Below are 23955 nucleotides of genomic sequence, written 5' to 3' on the forward strand. Positions count from 1 at the left end.
ATGGCTTGGCTGTCTGGTTTGTTGCGGCGCATCAGGAAAATCACCTTCCGCAGCCAGCTGGCCATTCTGTTCGCGGTCGGCGTCCTCTGCGCTTCGCTGCTGGCCGCCCTGATCACATCCTGGCAAGGCAGCCGCCAGCTGTATGACGGCAAGCTGGATGACGGCCTGCGCATCACCCGCAACCTTGCTTCGCAAAGCCGACTGGCCCTGGCTTTCGGCTCGACGGAAAACGTTTCGGAAGCGCTGGGCGCCACCTCGGCCTTCCCCGACGTGACGCGGATCGAAATCCGCCACGCCGACGGTCGCATCCTGCTCGAAAAGGGCAAACCCATCGTCGATGAAGCCTTGCATACACCGCGGCACAATGGGCGCGATCCCTACCTGGACGCCGAAAGCACTGCCGGCTGGCGCTTCGTTGCGCCGGTGTGGTCGGTTTCCGGCCCCGACACCCAGTTCGAAACGACGGAGCGCAAGGACATCCTGCTCGGCTTCGTCATCATCGAACAAAGCAAGGCGACGCTGAAAACGCTGGTGAAGGAGGTTTTCATCATCAATTTCGCGGCCGGGATAGCCTTTGCCGCGCTGTTCGTACTCGCCCTCCGTGTGCTCGCCCGGCGCCTGACCAGGCCGCTGGCCAATCTGTCGGACACCATGGCGCGCGCCGAAAAGGGAGAAGTCGGCCTGCGCGCCGATCCTTCAGGCCCGCAGGACCTGGCCGACATGGCCCACGCCTTCAATAGCATGATGGAGGCCCTGGAACAGCGCGAGCAGGAGTTGCGCACCGCCCGCGACAGCGCCCTGCGCTTCGCCAAGCTGAAGGCCGATTTCGCGGCCATGATCAGCCACGAAATCCGCACGCCGCTGAACGGCGTCATCGGCACCCTCAACATGATGAAGATGAGCCGGATGAATCGCGAACAGCAGGAATTGCTGGGCCTGGCCTGGGACTCGTCGCAATACTTGCTCGAACTGATCAACAACATTCTAGATTTCTCGCGCCTGGAAGCCGGCCGGATGGAAGTCGATGCCTGCGATTTCCAGATGCGGCCGCTGGTCGATGGCGTGATGAACATGTTCCACACGCTGGCCGCCCAGAAGAATATAGCCCTAGCCGATTGCGTGGCGGCCGACGTGCCGCCGACCCTGACCGGCGACCCGGCCCGCATCCGCCAGGTTTTGATCAACCTGCTGGGCAACGCGCTCAAATTCACCGAGCGGGGTTCGGTCACGCTGACCGTCGAGTGCATCGACGAAGGCCGCCAGTTGCGCTTCAGCGTCCGCGATACCGGCATCGGTATCGCCAAGGAATTGCAATCGGTCATTTTCGATTCGTTCACCCAGGCCGACACATCGACGACCCGGCGCTATGGCGGCAGCGGCCTCGGGCTTTCCATCTGCAAGCAAATCGTTCGCCTGCTCGGCGGCGAAATCGGCGTCGACGGGACACCGGGCGAAGGCAGCAATTTCTGGTTCACCACGCCCTGCGTCAGCAGTTCGTCGGTTGCTACGCCAACGCCGCAACCGGACAACGACAAGCCGGTCAACCGCAGCGGCCACATCCTGATCGCCGAGGACAATGCCACCAATCAACTGGTTGCGGCCGGCATGCTGCGCATGCTCGGCTGCACCTACGGCATTGCCAAGAACGGCATCGAAGCCGTCGCCGCTTGGCGTGAGGGCGGCTGGGACCTGATCCTGATGGATTGCTCGATGCCCGAAATGGACGGCTTCCAGGCCACCGAGGCGATCCGCAGCCAGGAAGCGGCCGGCGCCCGCCGCACGCCGATCATCGCCATGACCGCCAATACCCTGCCGGCCGACATCGAGCACTGCAAGGCCGCCGGCATGGACGATCATCTGCCCAAACCGCTGACCCTGGACACGCTAGCTACCCGTCTCGAGCATTGGCTCAACTGGCACGCGGACCTCGTGCCGCCGGCCGACACGGCGGACGCCCCGGCCAACGGCAACGCGCCGCTCGACACCGCGGTCCTCAAACGCCTGCGGGAGATTCTCGGCACTTCGGTCAGCGAGGCCATCCGCCCCTTCCTTGAAGACGTTCCGAACTATCTGGTCGAACTGGAAAACGGCATTGCCGAAGGCAATGCAACGACCCTGCGCAACGTTTCCCATGTCATCAAGGGCGCCGCCAGCAACCTGGGCGCGGTCGCCATGGCCGGCGTCGCCCGCGAGATGGAACTACGGGCCGAGGCCGGCGTGCTGAGCGAAGCGAGCGAACTGCTGCTGCGCCTGCGCACCGAATTCGCCGTCATCGAACCCGCTCTGATGTCCGAGCTGGACGAACCGTCGCCGGCACTGCCGAAACTGCGCGAGGACGCACCAGTCGTGCTGGTTGCCGACGACGACCGCAGCACCCGTTCGGCCCTGCGCCACGCCTTGTACCGCAGCGGCTTCCGGGTCGCCGAGGCGGGCGACGGCAGCGAAGTGCTCGACTGGCTGGAATACAACACCGCCGACGCCATCCTGATGGATGCGCTGATGCCGGTGATGGACGGTTTCGACGCCTGCGCCGCGCTGAAGCGCCATCCCCGCTGGAAGGACATCCCCATCCTGATGATTACCGCCCTCGAGGACCGGCAATCGATCGAGCGCGCCTTCGAAGCCGGCGCCAGCGATTTCATCCCCAAGCCCATCCATCTGTCGGTGGTCAACCAGCGGGTCCGCCGCATCATCGAAGCCACCCGGGCCGAGCGCCACGTCCGCCATCTGGCCTACAACGACACGCTGACCGGCCTGCCCAACCGCCTGCTGTTCATGGACTACCTGACCCGCGCCATCGAGGATGCGGCGGCCAATAACAGCATGCTGGGCATACTGTTCCTCGATCTCGACCGCTTCAAGTTCATCAACGACACCCTCGGTCACGAGGTGGGGGACAAGTTGCTGGCCACCATGGCGCAGCGCCTGAAGGGCTGCGTGCGGACCGACGACTGTGTGGCCCGCCTGGGCGGCGACGAATTCACCGTGCTGCTCGACGCCCTGCCCAATTCCGGCGTTGCCGCCAGCGTCGCCCAGAACATCTGCCGCACGGTGTCGGCACCGCTGGTTATCGATGGCCAGGAAATCGTCGTCACGGCCAGCGTCGGCATCGCGCTCTACCCGCAGGACGGGCCGGACATCAACCGCCTGCTGCGCCATGCCGATACCGCAATGTATCGCGCCAAGAGCAGCGGCAGCGGTTTCTGTTATTACGAAGCGGCGATGGAATCCGCCATCTCCGGCCGGCTCAAGATGGAAAACGACCTGCGGCGGGCGCTGGAACGCGACGAAATCACCGTCTTCTATCAACCGGTGGTCGACACCGGCAGCGGCAAGGTCACCGGCGTCGAGGCGCTGGTCCGCTGGCTGCACCCAGAACGCGGCGTGGTGTCGCCCGCCGATTTCATTCCAATTGCCGAAGAAACCGGACTCATCCTGCCCCTCGGCGAACGGGTCCTGCGCAGCGCCTGCCTGCAGGCCAAGACCTGGCTGGACAACGGCATCGCCGACCTCTACGTGGCGATCAACCTGTCATCCAAGCAACTGGAACAGCCCGACCTGCGCAACATCATTTTCAGCGCCCTGAACGAAAGCGGCCTGCCCGCCACGTCGCTGGTCCTGGAAATCACCGAAAGCGTCATGATGGCGCGCGCCGCCGAAAGCATCGACCTGCTGCGCGAATTGCGCAGCCTGGGCATCCACATCTCGATCGACGATTTCGGCACCGGCTATTCCTCGCTGTCCTACCTGAAGCACCTGCCGGCCAATATCCTGAAAATCGACCGCTCCTTCATCCAGGACATCCCGCAGGACGAAGACGCGGTCGCCATCGTCAAGGGCATCACGGCGCTGGCGCATAGCCTGCGCATGAAAGTCGTCGCCGAGGGCGTCGAAACCGTCGCCCAGCAGGAAGCCATGGCGTCGTTGCACTGCGATTACCTGCAGGGCTACCTGTTCTCCAAACCGCTGCCGGCCGAATTGATCGAGACCCAGCTGCATTCCGCCAAGCGCAAGAAACGCCAGGCCAAGAAGCCGCACTAAGCCCTGCCCATTTTTTAGGCAACCCCAGATTCCCCTTCCGGCTCAGCGACTTGGGCAATCTGTCCCGAGCTTATCCACAGACTTACCCGGCAAAACGGGGATAAAAATTGTTTATTTATCGCCAGCCCGATCTGCACAAATTTTAAGCAAAGGACTCGAATCCCTGTCGGCTCAATGACTTGGCAAAACAGCCCAGAGCTTATCCACAGACTTACCCAGTACAAACGGGGATAAACAACCTTTATTTCACCGGGCAACCCGTGATCATAAGGCTTGGGCCATCAGCGAGGCGTTACCGCCGGCCGCCGTCGTATTCACCGTCAGAACCCGCTCGCACAGCAGGCGGTACAAGGCATAGCCGCCATCGGCCTGCGGCGTCAGCACCGGCACCAGCGCGCCGTCGCCGGCGGCCAGGCGTTGGTGGAGCAAGCGGCCCAGCAAGGGATCGCCGGCGTGCAAGACCGCAGCGCAGAGGCCGACTGCGGCCCATGGCCGGCGAGGCCAGGCGGCACTCCGGGAGACCGGCAAGGTGGTCAGTAAATCGCTGACCGCCACCTGGTAGGTGCACAGCTCCGGGGTGGCATCAGCCGGATCGAGCACAACCGGCGTGTTGCCGGTCGCCAGTACGGCGGCAATCTGGCGCAGCAGGCCGGCTTCGTCGTTGGCCAGACAGAACACCTCGCCGCGCGGCCAAAAATCCAGCCGGTTGCATTCGCCGGTCGGCCCGGGCAAATCGGCCCAACAGCCCAGCGGGGCCAGCCCGGCATAGGCCTCACACAGCTCCAGCAGATCGAGTCGGTCCGCCTGCCGAGCCCAGGCGGCGAAATCGGCCAGGGCGGCCAGCCGGGCATCGGCCGGATCACGGATCAGTCCCAAAGTCACGGGATCCGGATTGCCGGTGGCCAGCAGGCGCGGCAGGTAGAACGGCCCGCCGGCCTTGGGCCCGGTGCCGGACAGGCCTTCGCCACCAAAGGGCTGCACCCCGACAACGGCCCCGACCATGTTGCGGTTGATATAGCGGTTGCCGGCCCGGATGCGCCCGGTCACCGCTGCGATGCTTTCATCGATGCGGCTGTGCATGCCGAAGGTCAGGCCATACCCGGTGGCATTGATGGCATCGACGACAGCCAGCGTGTCGCGGGCGGCGAAGCGCAGGACATGGACGACCGGACCAAATACCTCGCGCTGCAGTCGGTCGACACTATCGATTTCGATCAGCGTCGGCGGCATGAAGCAGCCATGTGCGCAGGCGGGTGGCAGCGCCACCTGATGGACCCGCTGCCCGGCCTGGCGCATGGCGGCGATATGCGCCCGCAACCCGGCCAGCGCCGACTCGTCGATGACCGGCCCGACATCAGTGGCCAGTTCGCCCGGGTCGCCCAGCCGCAATTCGTCCATCGCGGCCTGCAGCATGCCGATCAGGCAGTCGGCGATGTCCTCCTGAACGCACAGCACGCGCAGCGCCGAGCAACGCTGGCCGGCGCTGTCGAAGCCGGAGACGATGACATCCTGCACGGCCTGTTCGATCTGGGCCGACGAATCGACGATCATCGCATTCTGGCCGCCGGTCTCGGCAATCAAGCGGGTTTCCGGCGCATGGACCGGGCGCTGGGCCAGGCTGCGGTTGATGATGCGCGCCACCTCGGTCGATCCGGTGAAGATCACGCCTTGCACACGGTGGTCGCCGGTCAGCCGGGCACCGACAATTTCGCCCGCGCCGGGCAGCAGTTGCAGGGCCGGTGCCGGTATCCCCGCCGCCCGCATCAGGCGCACGGTGTGGGCGGCGATCAGCGGCGTCTGCTCCGCCGGCTTGGCGAGCACCGGCGAACCGGCGGCCAGGGCGGCCACCACTTCGCCGACGAAGATGGCCAGCGGGAAATTCCACGGGCTGATGCACACCACGACGCCCGGCACGCCGGCGGCGGGGGCCAGCGTCTCGATCTGCGCCGCGTAATAGCGGCAGAAGTCGACCGCCTCGCGGATTTCGGCGATGGCGCTGCCCCAGGTCTTGCCGGCTTCCCGGATGCACAGACTGATCAACTCGCTGTGTGCCGCTTCGAAACAGTCGGCACAAGCCCGCAGCAGGCGGGCCCGTTCGCCGGCGCCGACCGCGGCCCAAACTGGGGCGAATGCACTGGCCGAGGCCAGCGCGGCCTCGATTTCGGGCGCCGTGGCGGCATGCACCAGCCCGACCACGTCGTCGCACTGTGCCGGGTTGCCGATGGCCGTGCCGGCATCCCCCTCGCCTTCCCCACCGGCCAGCAGGGGCCTGGCTTTCCAGCCGCGTGTCGCGAGCCGGGCAAGGTCGGCCGTCAGCCGTTCGATGCCCGCATCGTCGCTCAGGTCGATGCCGCTTGAATTGCGCCGCGCCGCCCCGTACAGATCGGCCGGCAAGGGTATGGCCGGATGCGGCGCCCCGCCCCAGCGGTCGACCGCAAGCAGCGGCGAGGCGACCAGTTCGTCGATACTCACCTTCTCGTCGATGACGCGATTGACGAACGACGTATTGGCGCCGTTTTCGAGCAGGCGGCGCACGAGGTAAGGCAGCAGGGTCTCGTGCCGGCCGACCGGGGCATAGATGCGGCAGCGCAGATTGTCGCCCTGGCCGACGACATTGCCGTAGAGCGCCTCGCCCATGCCGTGCAGGCACTGGAATTCGTAATCCGTCACGCCGCGGTCGCCGGCCATGCGTTCGACGCAGGCCAGGGTATGCGCGTTATGGGTGGCGAACTGGGGATAGATCACGTCGGCAACGGCAAGCAGCCGGGCGGCGCAGACCAGGTAGGACAGATCGGTGTGCGCCTTGCGGGTGAAGACCGGATACCCGGCCAGCCCGTCGACCTGGGCGCGCTTGATTTCACTGTCCCAGTAGGCCCCCTTGACCAGGCGGATCATCATGCGGCGCTCGGCCAGGCGGGCGATTTCGGCCAGATGATCGATGACCGGCAGCGCCCGCTTCTGGTAGGCCTGGACGACGACGCCCAGCCCCTCCCAGCCGGCCAGCGCCGGTTCGAAGGCCAGACGCTCGACCAGTTCCAGCGACAGCGAAAGGCGGTCCGCCTCCTCGGCATCGATGTTGAAGCCGATCCGGTAATCTGCAGCGAGCGCCGCCAGTGCCAGCAGCCGCGGATACAGCTCGTCCATCACCCGCTGGCGCTGGGCGCGGCAAAAGCGCGGATGCAGCGCCGACAGCTTGACCGAAATGCCGTCGCCGCCGACCACGCCACGAGGGTTCGCCTGGCCGATGGCGTGGATCGCCGCCGCATAGGCCTCGCCATAGCGTTCAGCATCGCGCGCTGTCAGGGCCGCCTCGCCGAGCATGTCGAAGGAGTGGGTGAAACCGCGGGCAGCATTGCTGCGACTGCGTTCCAGCGCCTGTTCGATGCTCTCGCCCATGACGAACTGCTGGCCGAGCGCGGTCATCGCGAATTCGACGCCGCGCCGGATCAGCGGCTCGCCGCCCCGGGCGATCAGTCGGGACAGGGCGCTGCCCAGCGTATCTTCACGGTGCGTCGCGACCAGGCTGCCGGTGATCATCAAGCCCCAGGCCGCGGCATTAACGAACAGGGAGCCGCTGTGCCCGACATGAGCCCGCCAGTCGCCCCGGCTGATCTTGTCGCGGATCAGGCGATCCATGGTTTCACTGTCCGGAATGCGCAGCAGGGCCTCGGCCAGGCACATCAGCGCAATGCCTTCCTGGCTGGACAGCGAAAATTCGTGCATCAGGTGATCGACGCCGCTGGCGCTCCTGCGCTGGGCGCGGACGGCCTTGACCAGGCCCTCGGCACGCCGGGCGACGGCCGCTTCGCCGACCGACAGCGCCCGGTAGGCTTGCGCCAGGGCGGCGACAACGGCCTGTTCGTCGCTGCGGCAATGCCGGGCGATCTCGGCGCGGTGCGCAGCAAGACGAAGCACGGTATGGCGCTCGGCGGACATGGCTGGCTCTTTCGCAATGGCGGCCGGCATGCCGACCGCGTTCAGGATTGGTACAGGCGCAACAGGGTGCTCTTGCCAAACAGGCTTTCGACCAGGTCGACAGCCAGTTCAGCCGTCATGTTCCGATGATCGAGCGCCGGATTGAGTTCCATGATATCAAGCGAGCCGAGGCGGCCGGTATCGGCAATCATTTCCATGCACAACTGCGCTTCGCGATAGGTCGGTCCGCCACGCACCGTCGTACCGACGCCGGGGGCGATTTCGGGGTCGAGGAAATCGACGTCGAGGCTGACATGCAGGTGAGTGTCCTCATCGACCCCGTCGAGCGCCATTTCCAGCGTGCGCCGCATGCCCACCTCGTCGATGTAGCGCATGTCGAACACTTCGACGCCCTGTTCGAGCAGGAAGCGTTTTTCGCCCTCGTCGACGCTGCGGATGCCAATCAGGCGTATGTCGGCCGGGCTGATCACCGGCGTCCGGCCACCGATGCCGGTCAATTCCGCCGGACCATGCCCGCACAGGCAGGCTACCGGCATGCCGTGGATATTGCCGCTCGGCGTGATGGCCGAGGTGTTGAAATCGGCATGCGCATCGAGCCACAGGATGCGCAGCTTGTGCCCGCGTTCCCGGCAATGGCGGGCGACGGCGCTGATCGAGCCGATGGCCAGGCAATGGTCGCCGCCGACCATCAAGGGCAGGCTCCCCTTTTCCAACTCGGCAAAGATCGCGTCGTGCAGCGTCCGGTTCCACGCCGCCACTTCGTCCAGGTGGCGAAAGCCGTCGACCGGCCCGCGCTGCGGATTCAGCGGCCCGGTCACATTGCCCCAATCGCTGACCGGACAGCCGTAACGGGCGATCGCTTCGACGATGCCGGCGACGCGCAGCGCCTCGGGGCCCATACGGGCACCGATGGCGCTGGCGCCGATATCGGTCGGGACGCCGATGATGCTGACCGGTCGCATGTTCATTCCTTTCTCCAATGCAGCATCAGGCAGCAACGGGAACGCCGCTGTCCTCGGCCGGCGCGGAGGCGCTTCCCCGAACCGCCTGCCCTTCCCCGGCGATCAGGCCAAACAGGTTCTTCGGGTCGGGCAAATCCGGGATCAACGCAATCTCCTCGTCCACACCCAATTCAATAGCCAAATCGCGCATGAAACGCAAGGCCGAATAGTCCTCCAGCGCGAAGCCGACCGAATCGAAAATGGTCACCTCGTCGGCGGCGCTGCGCCCGCCCAGCTGCCCGGTCAGCACTTGCCACAATTCAGTCACGGCAAAGTCCGCCGGCATCTGCTGCAGTTCGCCCTCAATGCGCGTCTGCGCTTCATATTCGACGAAGACCTTGCCCATTTCAAGCACGCCGCGATGCAACTCGGTCTTGCCCGGGCAATCGCCGCCGATGGCGTTGAGGTGCATGCCCGGCTCCACCATGTCCGGCGTCAGGATGGTCGCATTGGTCTTGTCGGCGGTCGCCGTGGTCACGATATCGCAGCCGCGCACGGCCTCCCGCGTGCTGGCGAAATGATGAGCGACCAAGCCCAGACGGATCAGGTTGTGCTGCAGTTTGGCGGTCGCCGCCGGATCGGTGTCGAACAGGTGAAACTCGTCGATGCCGAGCAGGCGGTTGAAGGCCACAGCCTGAAACTCGCTCTGCGCGCCGTTGCCGATCAGCGCCATGCGCCGGCAGTTTGGCCGCGCCAGGGCGCGAGCGGCAACGGCCGACATGGCGGCGGTGCGCAAGGCGGTGGTCAGGGTCAGTTCGCTGACCAGCATCGGCATGCCGCTTTCCACGTCGGCCAGCACGCCGAAGGCCATCACCGTCGACAGGCCGAGGCGGTGATTCTTCGGGTGGCCATTCACGTACTTGAAGGCATACAGGTCGTGATCGGAGATCGGCATCAGCTCGATCACCCCGTCGGCGGAATGGCTGGCCACCCGCGGCGTCTTGTCGAATTCCGGCCAGCGGCGGCAATCCTCCACCAGATAGGTGGCCAGGCGCTCCAGGCAGGCTGCCAAGCCCTGGTGCATGATCATCCGGGCAGCGCGCTCGGCGCTCAGGAAACGGGTACGCAGAGGTCTGTTGGCTGGCATGGTCGGCTCCTTGGTTATCGCAGACTCTTGCAACCATCATCTGTGAAATGCATGCCAGGCAAAATAGCAATCATTGCCTTATTTCGGCAGTTGATTGAACATAGTGACACATAATTTTGGCGATTCGACAAAATGGACACTCTGGACCGGCAACTCATCGGGCTGTTGCGCCAAAACGCCCGTACCAGCGTCGCCACGCTGGCCCACAAGCTGAAGGTGTCGCGCGGCACGGTAACCAACCGGATCGCCAAGCTGGAAAACGAAGGGGTGATCGTCGGCTACACCGTGCAACTGCGCCCCGATTCGCAACCGGCGGAAATCCGCGCCTGGATGAGCATCGTCGTCGCCGGCAACGAGACGCGCTCGGTCATCGCCAGCCTGCTCGGCGAACCCGGCGTCGCGGCGCTGCACGACACCAACGGCCATTGGGATCTGCTGGCCGAACTGCGCGCCGAGAACCTCAACGAATTGTCGGAAATACTGGAAAGAATCCGCCTGATCCGCAGCATTCAGACCTCGGAAACCAGCATCCACCTCGCCACCTATCGTGGCGGCAGTATCTGAGAAGCGGGCGGGATCAGAGCGGCGGCAGGCCGCAGCGCTGGCGTGCCCGGTTGCAGGCCGCGTGTTCGGTATCGAATTCCCGACACGGCGACGGGCGGGCATCGTAGAGGGTGCAGCTCACCGCGACGCCGACCTCGCCGGCCAGCGCGATGCAGCGCGGCGCAGCGGCATCGGTTCCGGCCATGCGCACGATGCTGGCCGTCACCGGCACGGTCAGCTCCTGCGGCACGCCCGCCCCCCAAGCGAAGGCGCCGCCGGCCAGTTCGGCCGGATGGAAATCGACACGAAAACTGGCGCAGCAGGCGCCGCAGCTCTGGCAGACGCTCATCGCAAATCCACCCGGCAGCGCCACAGTTCATGGCCCGAGGCCAGGTATTTCTTTTCGAAGGGCGTGATCGGATCGTCCGTCTGCCACGGCTCGGCGTGTACCGGCTGGCCGCTCAACAAGGTCAGTGCCTGCGCCATTTCCTCGATGTAGATGCGCCAGTTGCTGCGGCATTCCAGCTCGCCGCCCAGCTCCCGCCACACCGGAAAAACGGCATGGCCGTGCCAGCGCCGGGCAAGATGGCCGATTTTGGGCCACGGATTGGGATACAGGTTGTAGTGGCGTGCCAGACGGACGCCGTTCTCGGCCAGCAGGCGCCAGAAATCGATCAGGTCGGCACGCACCAGAAGCGCGTTGGGCGGCAGTTCCATCGGCTTGCCGCGGCCGATGCGGTCGCTCGACTGATCGACCCCGAGGACGAAATGGTCGGGAAAGGACTCGGCGATACGTAAACTGCTCCAGCCAACTCCACAGCCAGCATCGAGAATCAGCGGCGCGGCCGGATTCCAGGCGTCGCGCGCCGCCATGGCCGTCGCAAACGCCTCGCGGTTGTAGTCGAGGATGGGCTTGCGGAACGGGTGGGCCAGATGGCGGCGGACCAGCCCGTCGAGATCGTCGTGCGGACCGGTCTGGGCGCTGCTGATGAAGCGGGAATTTCCTTCCATCAGCCTTCCATCAGGCGGCGAGCGGCAGGATATCGTGCCCGGCATCGAGCACGCCGACCTCGATCAGCAGGCGGTCGATGTCCTCGGCGGCCTTGACCGGACGCAGGCGCTGATAGAGCGCCTCGGCCTGCGGATAGTGGCGACGCAGCAGCATCAGCCACTGCTTGATCCGGCCGCCGGCATGCACCGGCAGGACCCGCTGGCGAACGCCCAGCCAGTAGGCGGCGACCGACGGCAGCAATTCCTCCCAGCCACCGGTTTCCTCGCCGCGCACCTTGCGCGGCAGCAGCGGATCGGCCAGCGCACCGCGGCCGAGCATGATGTCGGCGCAGCCCGATTCCTGCTGGCAGCGGCGGAAATCGTCCACCGTCCACACCTCGCCGTTGGCGATGATCGGGATATTGACCGCCGCCCGCACCCGGTCGATCTGCGCCCAGCGCGCCGGCGGCTTGTAGCCGTCGACCTTGGTCCGGCCATGGACGATCAGTTCGTCGGCGCCGCCGGCTTCGATGGCCTGGGCGCAATCGACGGCCAGGCTGCTATCGGCGATGCCGAGGCGCATCTTGGCGGTGAAGGGAATGTCGGCCGGCACCATCGCCCGCACCGCGCTAACGATGTCGTGCAGCAGTTCCGGCTCGCCGAGCAGGGCCGAACCGCCGCGATGGCGGAAAACCGTCGGTGCCGGGCAGCCGAAATTGATGTCCACGCCGGCCGGCCTATGCTTGACCAGGCGACGGGCGTTGGCCGCCATGAAATGCGGATCGGAGCCGAGCAGCTGGACGCGCATCGGCGTCCCGGCCTCGGTCCGGCTACCGTTGTGCAATTCCGGGCAGGTGCGCAGGAAGGTGCGATTGGGCAGCACGCTTTCGGTGACCCGGATGAATTCGCAGATGCCCCAGTCGTAGCCGCCGACGGCCGTCAGCACGTTCCGCATCAGCGGATCGGCGAGGCCTTCCATCGGGGCGAGAAGAATGCGGGACATCGGCTTACTTTCGGCAAGGGCTTGAAAAGGCAGCGATTATAATCCACCCCATGCTACGTATCGTTTTAGACACCAATGTGGTCCTCGATCTCTTTCACTGGGCCAATACCGACGCCGTGCCGATCATGGCCGCCCTCGAAGCCGGCCGCATCCAGTGCTTCGCCGACCAGCGCACCCTCGACGAACTGCAGCGGGTGCTGACCTACCCGCAACTCAAGCTGACACCGGAAATGATCAGCGAGCGTTACGCCCGCTACAGCAGCCTGGTGCAGATGGTTCCCGACGGCGAAGCGCCGCCCCTGCCGCGCTGCAAGGACAAGGACGACCAGAAATTCCTCGAGCTTGCCGCCCGCTGCAACGCCGACGTGCTGGTCAGCAAGGACAAGGCCCTCCTCAAACTGCGTGGGCGGACGAAACTGTCGTTCCAGATCGTCGGCCCGGCTGCGGCATCGCGGCAACTGGCAGCCGACAGCGGCCCGGACACCGCGCCCGACGATCGCTCAGCCGTGCCGGCACTCGGTTAAACTCGCCCCATCCACCCCATCCTTTGCCGCCTCCCATGAAGCTCTTTTCCGCGCTCCTCGTCGCCACGCTGACCCTCATTACCCCGGCCCACGCCAAGACACCGGGCGAAGTCGATGTCGGCAGCGCCCTGCGCGACCTGCCGATGCAGGGGCTGAACGGGCCGTCCAAGAAGGTTTCGGATTTCAGGGGCAAGCCGCTGATCATCAACGTGTGGGCGAGCTGGTGCGGCCCCTGCCGGGCCGAGATGGGATCGCTCGATCGTCTGGCCAAGCGCTACGGCAAGCAATTCACCGTGATCGGCATTTCCACCGACGACTACCCGGAAAATGCCAAGAGCTTCCTGCAGAAATCCGGCACGGCGTTCCCGATGTTCATCGACGACAAGCCGTGGCCACTGGAAAACATGCTCGGCGCCAACCGCCTGCCGCTGACCGTGCTGATTGATGCCGACGGCAAGGTGCTCGGCAAATATTACGGCGCCCACGAGTGGGACAGCCGCGACGCTGTCGAGACCATCGCCAAGGTGTTGAAGCTCAAGCTGTAGGGCAGGCCTTTACTCAACTCGACGGCGGAAAACCCAGGTGGTCTTATCCGACGCCTCCGGCGCGAAGGCGTAACCGTCGTAATCGAAATTCTGCAGCGCCTCCGGCTGGCGCAGCCGGTTGAGCACCGTATAGCGGGTCATCAGGCCGCGCGCCCGCTTGGCGTAGAAGCTGATGATCTTGTACTTGCCGTTCTTCCAGTCCTCGAATACCGGCTGGATGACCTCGCCCTTAATCTTGCGGCCGACCGCCGCCTTGAAATATTCCTCTGAAGCGAGATTGACCGCCACCGGGCGTTCGGCCGCATCGAGTTCGGCATTGATCTCCTTGAGCAGGGTTTCCCCCCAGAAGGCGTACAGATCCTTGCCCGCCTTGTTGGCGAAGCGGGTGCCCATTTCCAGGCGATAGGGCTGCATCAGGTCGAGCGGCTTCAGCAGACCGTAGAGGCCGGACAGGATGCGCACGCCGCGCTGGGCGAAATCAAGATCGTCGGCCGACAAGGTCCTGGCCGAAAGCCCGTCGTACACATCGCCGTCGAAGGCCAGCACAGCCTGCTTGGCGTTGTCCGGGGTAAAGGGCAGCGACCAGTCGGCATAGCGGTTGAAATTGAGCAGTGCCAGCGGATCGGACAAATCCATCAGCTGGGCGATATCGGCCGGCGCCAGCTTGCGCAGCTGGCGGATCAGGGTTTCCGACTGCTTCAGATAGCTGGGCTGCGTGTGGGTCGCAATGTGCGGCGGGGTCTTGTAATCGAGGGCTTTGGCGGGCGATAGCAGGATCAGCATGGTGGGGGATGGAATTCAGGACGTGTTGTGTGCTGCATTTTAACGGCGGACACCCCTGTCCAACGCGTCCACCACTACAAAACGCCACGCCGATGCCACGAAGATGTCTGGACTCCAGGAAGACTTTGGTACGATGCAGCCGCCCTTGTGCGTCGCGCACATTTCCCGCGCTTCAACGGAGATTGCCTTGCGCAAATTCGCCCCCTTGCTGTTCGTCTTCCTCGCGGCCTGCGCCACGGTCGCCACGCTGCGCCTGGACGACCGCTTCGGCCCGGCCGACCCGGCCCGCTTCGACCGCCTCCTCCCGAGCGCCATACCGGCCCCGGATTACTGGCAGGATGTCCGCCCCATCCTCGACCGCCGCTGCGTCACTTGCCATGCCTGCTACGACGCCCCCTGCCAGCTCAACCTGGCCAGTTACGCCGGCCTGACGCGCGGTGCCAGCACCAGCCAGGTGTTCGCCGATCGCCTGCTCGCCGCCGAACCGACCCGCCTTGGCATCGATGCGCAAAGCAATGAGGAATGGCGGCAAAAGGGTTTCTTTCCGGTGCTGAACGAACGCCAGCCGACACCGCAGGCGAATCGCGAAGCCGGCGTCATGGCTCGCCTGCTGGCGCTCAAGCAGGCCCACCCCGGCCCCGCTGGCGGACCGCTGGACGACAAGGACATCGACTTCGCACTCAACCGCCCGCAGGTATGCACGCCGGCCGAGGGTCTGGACGAATACACCCGCCGCCATCCGACGCGCGGCATGCCCTTCGGCCTGCCGCCGCTCAGCGCTAGCGAACACGCGACACTGACCCGCTGGCTGGAATCCGGCGCCCCCTACCGGCCGGCTGCACCGATGCCAGCCGCTTTGACGCGCCAGATCGCCGACTGGGAAGCCTTCCTCAATGCCGACGATACCAAGAGCCGGCTCACCGCCCGCTACATCTACGAGCACTGGTTCATCGGCCAACTGTGGTTCGCCGAGCAACCCGGCCAGTATTTCGAGCTGGTGCGTAGCCGCACGCCACCGGGACGGCCGATCGACCTGATCGCCACCCGCCGGCCCTACGACGATCCGGGCGTCGATCGCGTCTGGTATCGCCTGCGCCGCCTCGAAGCCACGCCGGCCGCCAAAACCCACATGCCGCTGCAGCTCGACGCCCGGCGCATGGACAGCCTGCATGAATGGTTCCTGAAGCCCGACTACACCGTCAGTCGCCTGCCCTCCTATGAGCCGGAAACTGCCTCCAACCCCTTCGTCACCTTCCGCGACCTGCCGCTGGTCGCCCGTTACCGGCTGATGCTCGACGAAGCGCAATTCACCCTGGCTGGCTTCATGAAGGGCCCGGTTTGCCGTGGCCAGTTCGCGCTCAATTCGATCAACGATCATTTCTGGGTCTACTTCGTGGCGCCCAACGAGGCGAGCGCCGGTTTCATGCAGGCCATCATCGATGCCGCCAGCCCGGTTCTGCGCCTGCCGGCGGAGCGCGAAAGCACGGCCGGCCTGCTCGCCTGGAAGGAATACTCCCGTCTCGAACACGAGTACACCGAGGCGCGCAGCCGCGTCACCGCCCGGCTCAAGCAAACCGACACCCGGCCGACGCTCAACGACATCTGGGACGGCGAAGGCCGCAACCCCAATGCAGCCCTCACCGTCTTCCGCCATTTCGACAGCGCCTCGGTCATCAAGGGCCTGGCCGGCGAGCGGCCGCAAACCGCCTTCCTGATCGGCTACCCGGTGCTCGAACGCATGCACTACCTGCTGGTGGCCGGTTTCGACGTCTATGGCAATGTCGGCCACCAACTGGCGACGCGCCTGTACATGGATTTCCTGCGCATGGAGAGCGAACTGAATTTCCTCGCCCTGCTGCCGATCAAGGATAGACAGCCCGTCCTCGACCACTGGTACCGCGAGCGCAGCAAGCCGCACAACGACCACTTCGCCGACGCCGCCCGCTTCTTCCCCCAAGAAACCGGTATCCACTTTCGCAGCAAGGACACCCTGAACGAGTTGTACGACCTGCTCGGCAAACGCACCGCCAAGGCCCGCGACCGCTCCCGCGAGCTGGAGGCCAGCGGCCTGCCGGCAGCCGATCTCGCCGCCCTGCGCCGGCTGTCCGCCATCCGCGGCCTCGCCGCCTCACGCATGCCGGAAGACAGCCTGCTCGTCTATCAAGCGCCCGCCGGCAAGTCTCAGGTCTTCTCGCTGATCCGCAACAGCGCCCACACCAATGTCGCCGAAATCTTCAGCGAGGCCGACCGCCGCCTGCCCGAGGAGGACACCCTGCTGGCGATGAACGGCATCGTCGGCGCCTACCCGAATGCGATTTTCGCGATCAACCGGGAAAACGCCGGCCGCTTCGCCGACGCCGTCGCCGCCCTGCGCAGCGAGGCCGATCTCGCCCGCCTGACCGACGCTTACGGCATCCGCCGCACCGACCCGCGCTTCTGGCCGACCAGCGATGCCATCCACGACTACTCGCAGGCCAGCCGGCCCATCGAATTCGGCATCCTCGACTACAGCCGGTTGGAGAATCATTAACCGAGAGGGCGACTTCACGCCAACAATATGTGTGAAATCCCATGCAAATAGCCATCGAAGCACGCGCAATCTGGGCGATTGTTATCGAATCTACGCAACCCCCACCGTTATAGCGACTCAGCAGCAAATCAAACTGAACGGCAGCTTCGCAATCCCGCGAACGGGTACTGACGGCGGACCGTTAGCTGTCAGGAAGTGCAACGGCAGCTAACTGAGGCTACGGCCGTCCAGAGCGATTTCCAAACAGGAGCTCCTCGGCCAAAGCAGCCATCCGTTTGAGCGACCCGATTGGGCATTTTTCGCTCCACAACCAGAGGTTGGCCAGCTAGCCTGCCGGACTCAAGCGCTATCATCGCAGGGTGGAAGTTTGGAATACCAGGCTCGCCGCCGGCTTCTGCCGCCAGCACGTCGTCGCAACGGATGAAATCGATGCCTTCGAGGTGCTTCACCTCATGCAAGCGCACTGACCCCGGTGTAGGATTAGCGTAGCGGCCCACAGTTGGACACGGGTGAAGGTCCTGCAAGCGGACGCGATTTTGTGCTTTGGGCACGCGCCAATCGCCGAGACCGGCATCGCCGGCCCCCCTTGGTTAGATGGAGAATGAACCATGAAGAATCTGCTGCTGATGATGATTGCAACTCTATTGCTGGCGAGCTGCGCGATTTATACCCCGGGCGGCGCCGTCGTGGTCGATCCGGATGGTCCGGGCCGGGGCGGCCATTGCCCGCCGGGGCAGGCGAAAAAGGGCAACTGCTGAGCGAGGCTACTTGTCGGCAACATCGGTCATTTGCGCAAAGGCCGATAGGGGAGAGACTGCTTTCCGGGAATTGTAGGAAACGCGTGCTCCCGGCCACAAGCGGCCGGTCAATAGGCTGTACGATTTTAGCTTTTTGGGATTTTCTTGTTTGGACCAAGACCAGACGATGAACCGAATAATTGAATCTTGCTAATCAGTACATGCGTAGATAAGCTCAATGTCATTAATCCGCGCAATGACAAATACGTGGTTTTTGGCGACTAAGAAGCTCTTATCTAAGTTGGGAGGTATATGCAACTTGGCCCTGCCGTAAAAGTGCTTATGGCAATTAATGCGATTGTCTTACTTGTCCCCGCTACCTTATTCTACGTTATCGGAGCTATGGGATGGTTTCTTCTCTTTGTCCCGGCTGCGATCTTGACGCTCGTCGACAGCGTGTGGCACAGCGGATGGCCACAAGGTCCATTGTTTCAAACATCGCAAGGCTTTGGCATGCTGGGCTTTACAGCATCGGAGCGGGGCTTGCTGCCACGTGGATAGCTCTTGCGCTAGCGTATTCTGGTATGCGTTTAAAAGATATTCCAAGACTGCTCTGGGTCGGATTTGTTGCTGGCTGGAGCCTTGCGGCCCCGTTGTTATGGTCTGTGTTGCCAACACCGAACTATCTTCAGGATCGGTTGGGCGATTATTTCTTTGTACGTTCGCTTTTTGGCCTCGGGCCATTAATTTATAGCGCCTTTATCCTGCTCTGGCTCTATTGGAACGGAAAGCAAAAAACTCTCCGAAACCCCGTAGCATGGACTGATATTTGGCAGCTTCGGGCCGGTTCAGGCCTCCTTGTCAATTGAAAACGACGTCCGGTTTGGGTCGGGAGCACCAGTTCGACGGAGTAGAAAGCAGACCTTTGACCCCGATTGGCGATGACTGGCGGCTTACCGCCACGTTGCCGCCTGTTGTCGTAGGCATGTGGCCGGATAGCCGTTCAGGCGGTGCTGGGGGCGCTGGAAGAACTCGGCATGGTGCATCAGAATCAGGATATCTATCGCCTGGCGGCATAACCATGCTCAACGAACACGAAGCGGAACTCCACGTCGACCTTGAAGACCCCACCCGCTGACAAAGGTTGGCTCAAAAAGAATGTCTCCAGCCGAAGCTGTCAGGCGCAGTCTGCTGTAAGACTGGGTGTAGTCCCGAGGGTGAAAACCCTTTGGACTACTTCAGGATTTAATCGTTAGGCCCAGATAGGTTGCACTGGTGTTCAGAAATTTGCTTGTTGCGTGTTCGCTCATTTGTGTCTCCTTGTAGTTTTGTGGTGTGCATACTACGAGCGAATAATTACACAGGCATTACAAGCTATTGGGACTCAGCTCGACGTACCGCCTAGCTTCTTCCATCGAATTGAAACGCATCACTCGATGTTTTGCCAGCCCGCAGTTGTTAAAGGCATCCATCAGTTGGAATACCGCTGGGTGACTTCCTACGAACGCAATTCTGAGTTTCGGATTTCTCTGGACTGAAACACTGGCTCGTGCGGCCATGAACTCAATATCAGACTCTGACAGCTGAGACTGGGTTACAGCCAAAAAGTCATGGATGTTGTAGCGCATTTCATCCAAACGGGAATTGCCTTGGATGGCTACTGCTGACTCGTCCATCTCGGCAGTCGTGATGGTTCCTGCCATTTTGCGAACCAGCCCAAATTCTTCCCAAATAATTTCAACCATGACTACGAGCGAATAGTGTTCCCCACGGTAAAGAGCGCACATTATCCAGTAGGTTCAATGCACCTAGCTCACTGAATTCGTACTAGTACCGCCGTTTCACGATGTCTCTGAAGCAGATGCAAGAGCTCTGCTGAAAGCGCAAATTCGCAAACACGTCACGATTTAGAAAGCTCGCTTCGGAGTTAAATACGTCCGCTCCGCTCAAAAATCTGCCGAGGGCAATCGTGGCGATGAATATCTATCGTAGTCGCATGCGGAAGTAGTAGATTGCCCCAAAGCCGTCATTGGTATCTTCAAAGCTCAAATGGCCGGTATGTGGCTAAAACCGGTAATTTGTATTTAGAAGGCCAACGTCCGATAAGGCCGACCGCCCGTCCGCTGATGTCGAGGTATAGCTGTCGTGAGGCTTCTGGGCGTCGTCATGGACTGCATGTCAATGCATGAACAGCGCAATCAGAATGATGATCGGGATGGGGATGCCGAGAAAATACAATATAAGCGAACGCATGGTGGCCTCTTGAAGTCGGATAGCTGAATTGGATGCTCAGGCGTCACGTTGCCGTCCACCGTAGATGGCTGACAAGCTGGCGATAAAGGCACCGCAGAGCAAGGAGACAAATGTCCACAGTGCAGCGTAGGCCGACGCTTTGCGCGCCTTGTCGGCGGCGTCTTTTGCAGCAACTTCAACTTCGTGCAGCTTGGCCTGCGCGCGTGCGTAGGTGTCGGCCACGCGCTTCTCGGCTTCTTGCTGCGACAACCCCGTGCGTTGGGCAACCAGTTGGCCGACGTACCGGACGTCCTCAGGCAGCAGGGAAGCGGAACGGCCGGCGTTGATGAATATACGGCTCACCTCTGCAGCCTCCTTGGGCGTGGTGCCGTCGGATACTTCGGCAGACATTGCAGCCCCGCTCTGACTAGCAGCCTCACTGCTCCCAATCCGGCGAAACAGGGAGTCGACAAAGTAAGCCATTGGTACGCTGTCCGGTGATCCCGTTTTTTCGGATGTAGCAACCCCTGCGGCAGCCATGGCGGCTGTGTTGGCGGCTCCTCCCGCCACCGTGGCTCCAGCCTGAACACCGCTACTCAGGATCGAGCCAATCACCGAAGTCAGCAGAGCGGCAGTAGCCAGCGAGGCCACGGCCCAAGCGAGAAAACCGTGCGCGGTATCGCGGAAATAGACTTCGTCGGTGTGCGTATTCGTCCATTTTGTTCGCAGTCGACCGGCCAGATATCCCCCCATCGCAGAGGAAAGCAACTGGGTAAGCGTCAGCCATAGAATGGTAGAAACCCCGAACGTCGTTGCGTTGACGCCTTCACTCGACCACGGTGATACCGACGAAAGCCCTAATCCGAGGCCAAGAATCAGCATGATCAACGACAATGAGGCGGCGGCAGCTGCGCCGGCAAGGATAGCCCCCCACGCCACGGCGCTACTCAAGGAATGAAGGGAGTCGGAATAGTCGTCAGCCAGGCCGTATTCATGGGGATCAAGAGGCACTGTTGGATTAATAGCCATGGCAGTCCTTATGTTGTGGGTAAGTGAGATGTGTCATGCCCCATAACAGAGGCCATGATTTACAACGTAAACGTTCGGGAAGGCGGAGTCTGTACGGCAACGCACGTGGAAATCCTTGCTCGAGAAAGGACCAAACAGTGCGGTGCAATGTGGGAAGGCACCAGCCTAATGATCGTTCCTTTTTCCTCACTGCCCGAAAAACCTGGGGGAGTAGCCTGCTGTCGCTCACTGCGCATACCCTCACCGACCGCTGAGACCGAGATACAGAAATGGCCCCTCAGGCAGCATTTAGCTTGCCGATTGCGATCCGACACACTCCAGCCAAGACCGTGCTCTCGGGAACTCCGGCAGAAGGAGGTCATGCCGCCACCTCCATCCGGCCCCAAGACGCGGATTAAGGCGCTCAAGCCGATACGCGGCTGGTAAAATCTGGTTTTTGTATTCTGGATTACCGATGAAACGCACCCGCTTTGGTTCGCGCGACCGACTTTCCCGCGAAGCGGCTGAACTGCAACGCCTGGCTGCCGGCCTTTCCGAATCCGGCGGCAAGCTGGAAGACAGCTACTGGGAAACGCAGCTGGCGGAAGTCGTAGACGGCCTGCTCAAGAACGGTGCCGAAGACGACATCAACACTGCGCTCGACCGGCTGTTCGAAGCCAACCCGCGCGCCCACGACGAACTCGCCGACATGGTCGAGTCGCGCGCCGAAACGCATCGCGTGGGCGCCCAGGGCCAGGAATTCGACATCCAGCTCTTCGCCGCCCCGGTCCTCGCCTGGTCGCGCTTCTCCATCCCCGCCTGCTCGCTGCCCAAGAGCACCCTGCAGGCGCTGGCCGTGCAGCTTGGCGCCCATGTCTTCGGTGGCGACGCCAAGCTGGCGCTGGCCGACTTCCTGTTCAGCCCGGACCAGTTGCCGCGCAGCTTCTGCGACACCTGGCAACTGACCAAGCAGTTAGGCGAAGCCGCGCTGGCCGGCGGCCACCTCGGCATCGACACCAACGGCATGCCGGAAACCAACCGCTTCCTGTCCGACGTGCGCTATCTGGTCGGCACCATCGCCATTCCGCGCGGCAAGCCGCTGTTCCGCTGGAACGAGGCCGACGGCAACAAGGACAACGCACTGAAGGAATGGCTCAAGCAGGGCAGCCCCAACCTCGAACCGCTGCTCACCGGCTGCGCCTGGCAGCCGCTACTGCCCGACGCCTACCACGCCGCCTGCCGCAATGCCGACAAACTGTCGCGCCCCTATTCGGTCAAGGCCTCGGTCGCCTTCCTGCAGACCATGCTCGGCCTGATGCCGGCCGACATCCGCGCCGTCGTCGGCCCCTGCTACGACCGCCGGATGGAGGAATACCGCGTCAGCCTCGGCCCGAAGACCGGCGACGAGGTCTATCACGGCATCGTCTGGCCGCTGCTCGGCGCCGAAGACGAAGCCACCGATGCGGCCGGCGAAATCGAGACCGTGCTGCGCGAAACCGGCGTCAAGGAAGTGCTTTTCCTCGACCACCATTTCCCGATGGAATTCTGCGACGACTGCGGCGCCCCGCTCTTCCCCAACCGCGAAGGCGAACTGGTGCACACCGAGATGCCGGAGCAGCCGGCCACCGGGTCGCAAATCCTGCATTGATGGGCATGTCGTCGAACGAAGACTGGCTGGCGCGCAGCCAGGCTGCCGTCTGGCACCCGTGCACCCAGATGCAGCACCACGCGCAGCCCGGCTCGCCGGCCTACCTGCCGCTGGTGCCGATTGCCCGCGGCCAGGGCGCCTGGCTGCACGACTTCGACGGCAAGCGCTACCTCGACGGCATCAGCTCGTGGTGGACCAACCTGTTCGGCCACGCCAATCCGCGCATCAACGCGTCGCTCAAGGAGCAGTTGGAAACGCTGGAGCACGTGATGCTCGCCGGCTTCACGCACCAGCCGGTGGTCGAGCTGTCCGAACGCCTGTCAGCGCTGACCGGCGGCGCCCTCGGCCACGCCTTCTACGCCTCGGACGGCGCCTCGGCCACCGAGATCGCGCTGAAAATGAGCTTTCACTACTGGCGCAACGTCGGCCGCCCGGAAAAAGCCGAATTCCTGTGCCTGGCCGGCAGCTACCACGGGGAGACGGTCGGCGCCCTGGCCGTCACCGATGTCGCCATTTTCAAGGATGCCTACGCGCCGCTGGTCCGCGCCGCCGCGCATGTGCTGCCCTCGCCCGATTTCCGCCTGGCCGAGCCGGGGGAATCGCCGGCCGACGTCGCCCGCCGCGCCGCTGCGGCCCTCGAAAGCCATCTGGAACAACACGGCGAGCGCATCGCCGCGCTGATCGTCGAACCGCTGGTCCAGGGCGCCGCCGGCATGGCGATGTACGACCCGGAATACCTGCGCCTCGCCCGTCAGTTGTGCGACCGCTACGAAGTGCATCTAATCTGCGACGAAATCGCGGTCGGCTGCGGCCGCACCGGCACTTTTTTCGCCCACGAACAAGCAGAGATTCGCCCCGACCTGATGTGCCTATCGAAGGGTATTTCCGGCGGCTACCTGCCACTCTCCATCGTCCTGTGCAGCGACACGTTCTATGCTGCCTTCCTCGACGACTCGGTAGCCCGCGCCTTCCTGCATTCGCACAGCTACACTGGCAACCCGCTGGCCTGCCGCGCGGCGCTGGCGACGCTGGACATTTTCGAGCAGGACGACGTGATCGCCGTAAATCGTGGCAAGGCGCAGCGCATAGCCGCCGCCCTCGCCCCGCTGGCCGGGCATCCGCAAGTCCGCCACCTGCGCCAGCGCGGCATGATCGCCGCCTTCGACGTCGCCACCGACGACCCGCACTTTTCGCGCAAGTTCTACCGCGCCGCTCTCGACCGCGAAGCGCTGATCCGGCCGATCGGCAACACGGTCTATCTGATGCCGCCGTATATCGTCAGCGACGCCGAGATCGACCACCTGGCCCACGCCATCAATGGCGCCCTGGCGGCAGCCCTGTGAGCCG

18 protein-coding genes are annotated in these 23955 nt (G+C 63.6%); 9 read left to right on the top strand and 9 right to left on the bottom strand.

From position 1 onward, the window contains the following. Nucleotides 1–4041, top strand: a complete 4041-nt coding sequence (locus LZ012_RS14365; RefSeq protein WP_275711507.1) for an EAL domain-containing protein — start codon at nt 1–3, stop codon at nt 4039–4041. Nucleotides 4042–4305: 264 nt separating this feature from the next. On the opposite strand, the gene putA is transcribed toward LZ012_RS14365, so the two are convergent. Genes putA through LZ012_RS14380 form a run of 3 tightly spaced genes read right to left on the bottom strand, consistent with a single transcriptional unit; the run spans nt 4306 to nt 10065 of the window. After that, entirely contained in the window at nt 4306–7977 is a 3672-nt protein-coding gene (gene putA / locus LZ012_RS14370) for a bifunctional proline dehydrogenase/L-glutamate gamma-semialdehyde dehydrogenase PutA (protein ID WP_275711509.1), read from the bottom strand. Between the two features lie 41 nt (nt 7978–8018). Continuing rightward, the gene (gene rocF / locus LZ012_RS14375; RefSeq protein ID WP_275711510.1) at nt 8019–8945 is read right to left on the bottom strand and encodes an arginase; all 927 of its coding nucleotides are present in this window, start codon (nt 8943–8945) and stop codon (nt 8019–8021) included. A gap of 19 nt (nt 8946–8964) precedes the next feature. Beyond that, nucleotides 8965–10065, bottom strand: coding sequence for an ornithine cyclodeaminase (locus LZ012_RS14380; protein ID WP_275711511.1), 1101 nt, complete (start codon nt 10063–10065; stop codon nt 8965–8967). 132 nt (nt 10066–10197) lie between these two features. Here LZ012_RS14380 and LZ012_RS14385 point away from each other — a divergent pair, with 132 nt between their 5' ends. Next, the gene (locus LZ012_RS14385) at nt 10198–10629 is read left to right on the top strand and encodes an Lrp/AsnC family transcriptional regulator (protein WP_275711512.1); all 432 of its coding nucleotides are present in this window, start codon (nt 10198–10200) and stop codon (nt 10627–10629) included. A gap of 13 nt (nt 10630–10642) precedes the next feature. Here LZ012_RS14385 and LZ012_RS14390 read toward each other — a convergent pair whose 3' ends face one another. From LZ012_RS14390 to LZ012_RS14400, 3 genes are read right to left on the bottom strand one after another with little or no spacing between them, the layout of a single operon-like run. Continuing rightward, nucleotides 10643–10957 carry a YkgJ family cysteine cluster protein gene (locus tag LZ012_RS14390; protein WP_275711513.1) on the bottom strand — a complete coding sequence of 105 codons (315 nt, stop codon included), beginning with the start codon at nt 10955–10957 and terminating at the stop codon, nt 10643–10645. Continuing rightward, the gene (gene trmB, locus LZ012_RS14395) at nt 10954–11622 is read right to left on the bottom strand and encodes a tRNA (guanine(46)-N(7))-methyltransferase TrmB (RefSeq protein ID WP_275711781.1); all 669 of its coding nucleotides are present in this window, start codon (nt 11620–11622) and stop codon (nt 10954–10956) included. Before trmB ends, LZ012_RS14390 begins: the two co-directional genes overlap by 4 nt. Nucleotides 11623–11629: 7 nt before the next feature. Continuing rightward, complete coding sequence (locus LZ012_RS14400) at nt 11630–12601, bottom strand: tRNA dihydrouridine synthase (protein WP_275711514.1); 972 nt, start codon at nt 12599–12601, stop codon at nt 11630–11632. Between the two features lie 50 nt (nt 12602–12651). Between LZ012_RS14400 and LZ012_RS14405 the strand changes: the two genes are divergently transcribed. Together LZ012_RS14405 and LZ012_RS14410 are read left to right on the top strand one after the other, a co-directional pair. After that, a complete protein-coding gene (locus LZ012_RS14405) occupies nt 12652–13125 on the top strand; it encodes a putative toxin-antitoxin system toxin component, PIN family (protein WP_275711515.1) in 474 nt (157 codons plus the stop codon). 35 nt (nt 13126–13160) lie between these two features. Then, nucleotides 13161–13670 carry a TlpA family protein disulfide reductase gene (locus LZ012_RS14410; protein WP_275711516.1) on the top strand — a complete coding sequence of 170 codons (510 nt, stop codon included), beginning with the start codon at nt 13161–13163 and terminating at the stop codon, nt 13668–13670. Nucleotides 13671–13679: 9 nt separating this feature from the next. On the opposite strand, the gene yaaA is transcribed toward LZ012_RS14410, so the two are convergent. Continuing rightward, complete coding sequence (gene yaaA / locus LZ012_RS14415) at nt 13680–14453, bottom strand: peroxide stress protein YaaA (protein ID WP_275711517.1); 774 nt, start codon at nt 14451–14453, stop codon at nt 13680–13682. A gap of 187 nt (nt 14454–14640) precedes the next feature. Between yaaA and LZ012_RS14420 the strand changes: the two genes are divergently transcribed. The 3 genes from LZ012_RS14420 to LZ012_RS14430 all read left to right on the top strand — a co-directional run bounded on the left by LZ012_RS14420 (nt 14641) and on the right by LZ012_RS14430 (nt 18589). Then, nucleotides 14641–16983, top strand: a complete 2343-nt coding sequence (locus tag LZ012_RS14420) for a fatty acid cis/trans isomerase (protein WP_275711518.1) — start codon at nt 14641–14643, stop codon at nt 16981–16983. Nucleotides 16984–17591: 608 nt separating this feature from the next. Continuing rightward, the gene (locus tag LZ012_RS14425) at nt 17592–17741 is read left to right on the top strand and encodes a hypothetical protein (RefSeq protein ID WP_275711519.1); all 150 of its coding nucleotides are present in this window, start codon (nt 17592–17594) and stop codon (nt 17739–17741) included. Between the two features lie 386 nt (nt 17742–18127). Then, nucleotides 18128–18589: a hypothetical protein gene (locus LZ012_RS14430; protein WP_275711520.1), complete on the top strand. Its 462-nt coding sequence runs from the start codon at nt 18128–18130 to the stop codon at nt 18587–18589. Between the two features lie 498 nt (nt 18590–19087). Here LZ012_RS14430 and LZ012_RS14435 read toward each other — a convergent pair whose 3' ends face one another. Together LZ012_RS14435 and LZ012_RS14440 are read right to left on the bottom strand one after the other, a co-directional pair. Then, a complete protein-coding gene (locus tag LZ012_RS14435) occupies nt 19088–19465 on the bottom strand; it encodes a hypothetical protein (protein ID WP_275711521.1) in 378 nt (125 codons plus the stop codon). Between the two features lie 544 nt (nt 19466–20009). Then, on the bottom strand, nt 20010–20981 hold the full coding sequence (locus LZ012_RS14440; protein ID WP_275711522.1) for a hypothetical protein: 972 nt from the start codon (nt 20979–20981) through the stop codon (nt 20010–20012). Nucleotides 20982–21435: 454 nt separating this feature from the next. Here LZ012_RS14440 and LZ012_RS14445 point away from each other — a divergent pair, with 454 nt between their 5' ends. Both LZ012_RS14445 and bioA read left to right on the top strand, forming a co-directional pair. Further along, the gene (locus tag LZ012_RS14445) at nt 21436–22608 is read left to right on the top strand and encodes a DUF2863 family protein (protein ID WP_275711523.1); all 1173 of its coding nucleotides are present in this window, start codon (nt 21436–21438) and stop codon (nt 22606–22608) included. Next, nucleotides 22608–23951: an adenosylmethionine--8-amino-7-oxononanoate transaminase gene (bioA, locus tag LZ012_RS14450; RefSeq protein ID WP_275711525.1), complete on the top strand. Its 1344-nt coding sequence runs from the start codon at nt 22608–22610 to the stop codon at nt 23949–23951. The genes LZ012_RS14445 and bioA overlap by 1 nt, the downstream gene beginning before the upstream one ends. Nucleotides 23952–23955: the final 4 nt, after the last annotated feature.

This window comes from Dechloromonas hankyongensis (genome assembly GCF_022012295.1).
In the GTDB taxonomy this organism is placed as follows: domain Bacteria; phylum Pseudomonadota; class Gammaproteobacteria; order Burkholderiales; family Rhodocyclaceae; genus Azonexus; species Azonexus hankyongensis.

What these genes read in the sequence shown, in the direction of transcription:
- LZ012_RS14365 (WP_275711507.1), top strand. Translation starts at nt 1, where the DNA reads ATGGCTTGGCTGTCTGGTTTGTTGCGGCGCATCAGGAAAATCACCTTC.
- putA (WP_275711509.1), bottom strand. Translation starts at nt 7,977, where the DNA reads ATGTCCGCCGAGCGCCATACCGTGCTTCGTCTTGCTGCGCACCGCGCC.
- rocF (WP_275711510.1), bottom strand. Translation starts at nt 8,945, where the DNA reads ATGAACATGCGACCGGTCAGCATCATCGGCGTCCCGACCGATATCGGC.
- LZ012_RS14380 (WP_275711511.1), bottom strand. Translation starts at nt 10,065, where the DNA reads ATGCCAGCCAACAGACCTCTGCGTACCCGTTTCCTGAGCGCCGAGCGC.
- LZ012_RS14385 (WP_275711512.1), top strand. Translation starts at nt 10,198, where the DNA reads ATGGACACTCTGGACCGGCAACTCATCGGGCTGTTGCGCCAAAACGCC.
- LZ012_RS14390 (WP_275711513.1), bottom strand. Translation starts at nt 10,957, where the DNA reads ATGAGCGTCTGCCAGAGCTGCGGCGCCTGCTGCGCCAGTTTTCGTGTC.
- LZ012_RS14400 (WP_275711514.1), bottom strand. Translation starts at nt 12,601, where the DNA reads ATGTCCCGCATTCTTCTCGCCCCGATGGAAGGCCTCGCCGATCCGCTG.
- LZ012_RS14405 (WP_275711515.1), top strand. Translation starts at nt 12,652, where the DNA reads ATGCTACGTATCGTTTTAGACACCAATGTGGTCCTCGATCTCTTTCAC.
- LZ012_RS14410 (WP_275711516.1), top strand. Translation starts at nt 13,161, where the DNA reads ATGAAGCTCTTTTCCGCGCTCCTCGTCGCCACGCTGACCCTCATTACC.
- yaaA (WP_275711517.1), bottom strand. Translation starts at nt 14,453, where the DNA reads ATGCTGATCCTGCTATCGCCCGCCAAAGCCCTCGATTACAAGACCCCG.
- LZ012_RS14425 (WP_275711519.1), top strand. Translation starts at nt 17,592, where the DNA reads ATGAAGAATCTGCTGCTGATGATGATTGCAACTCTATTGCTGGCGAGC.
- LZ012_RS14430 (WP_275711520.1), top strand. Translation starts at nt 18,128, where the DNA reads ATGGTTTCTTCTCTTTGTCCCGGCTGCGATCTTGACGCTCGTCGACAG.
- LZ012_RS14435 (WP_275711521.1), bottom strand. Translation starts at nt 19,465, where the DNA reads ATGGTTGAAATTATTTGGGAAGAATTTGGGCTGGTTCGCAAAATGGCA.
- LZ012_RS14440 (WP_275711522.1), bottom strand. Translation starts at nt 20,981, where the DNA reads ATGGCTATTAATCCAACAGTGCCTCTTGATCCCCATGAATACGGCCTG.
- LZ012_RS14445 (WP_275711523.1), top strand. Translation starts at nt 21,436, where the DNA reads ATGAAACGCACCCGCTTTGGTTCGCGCGACCGACTTTCCCGCGAAGCG.
- bioA (WP_275711525.1), top strand. Translation starts at nt 22,608, where the DNA reads ATGGGCATGTCGTCGAACGAAGACTGGCTGGCGCGCAGCCAGGCTGCC.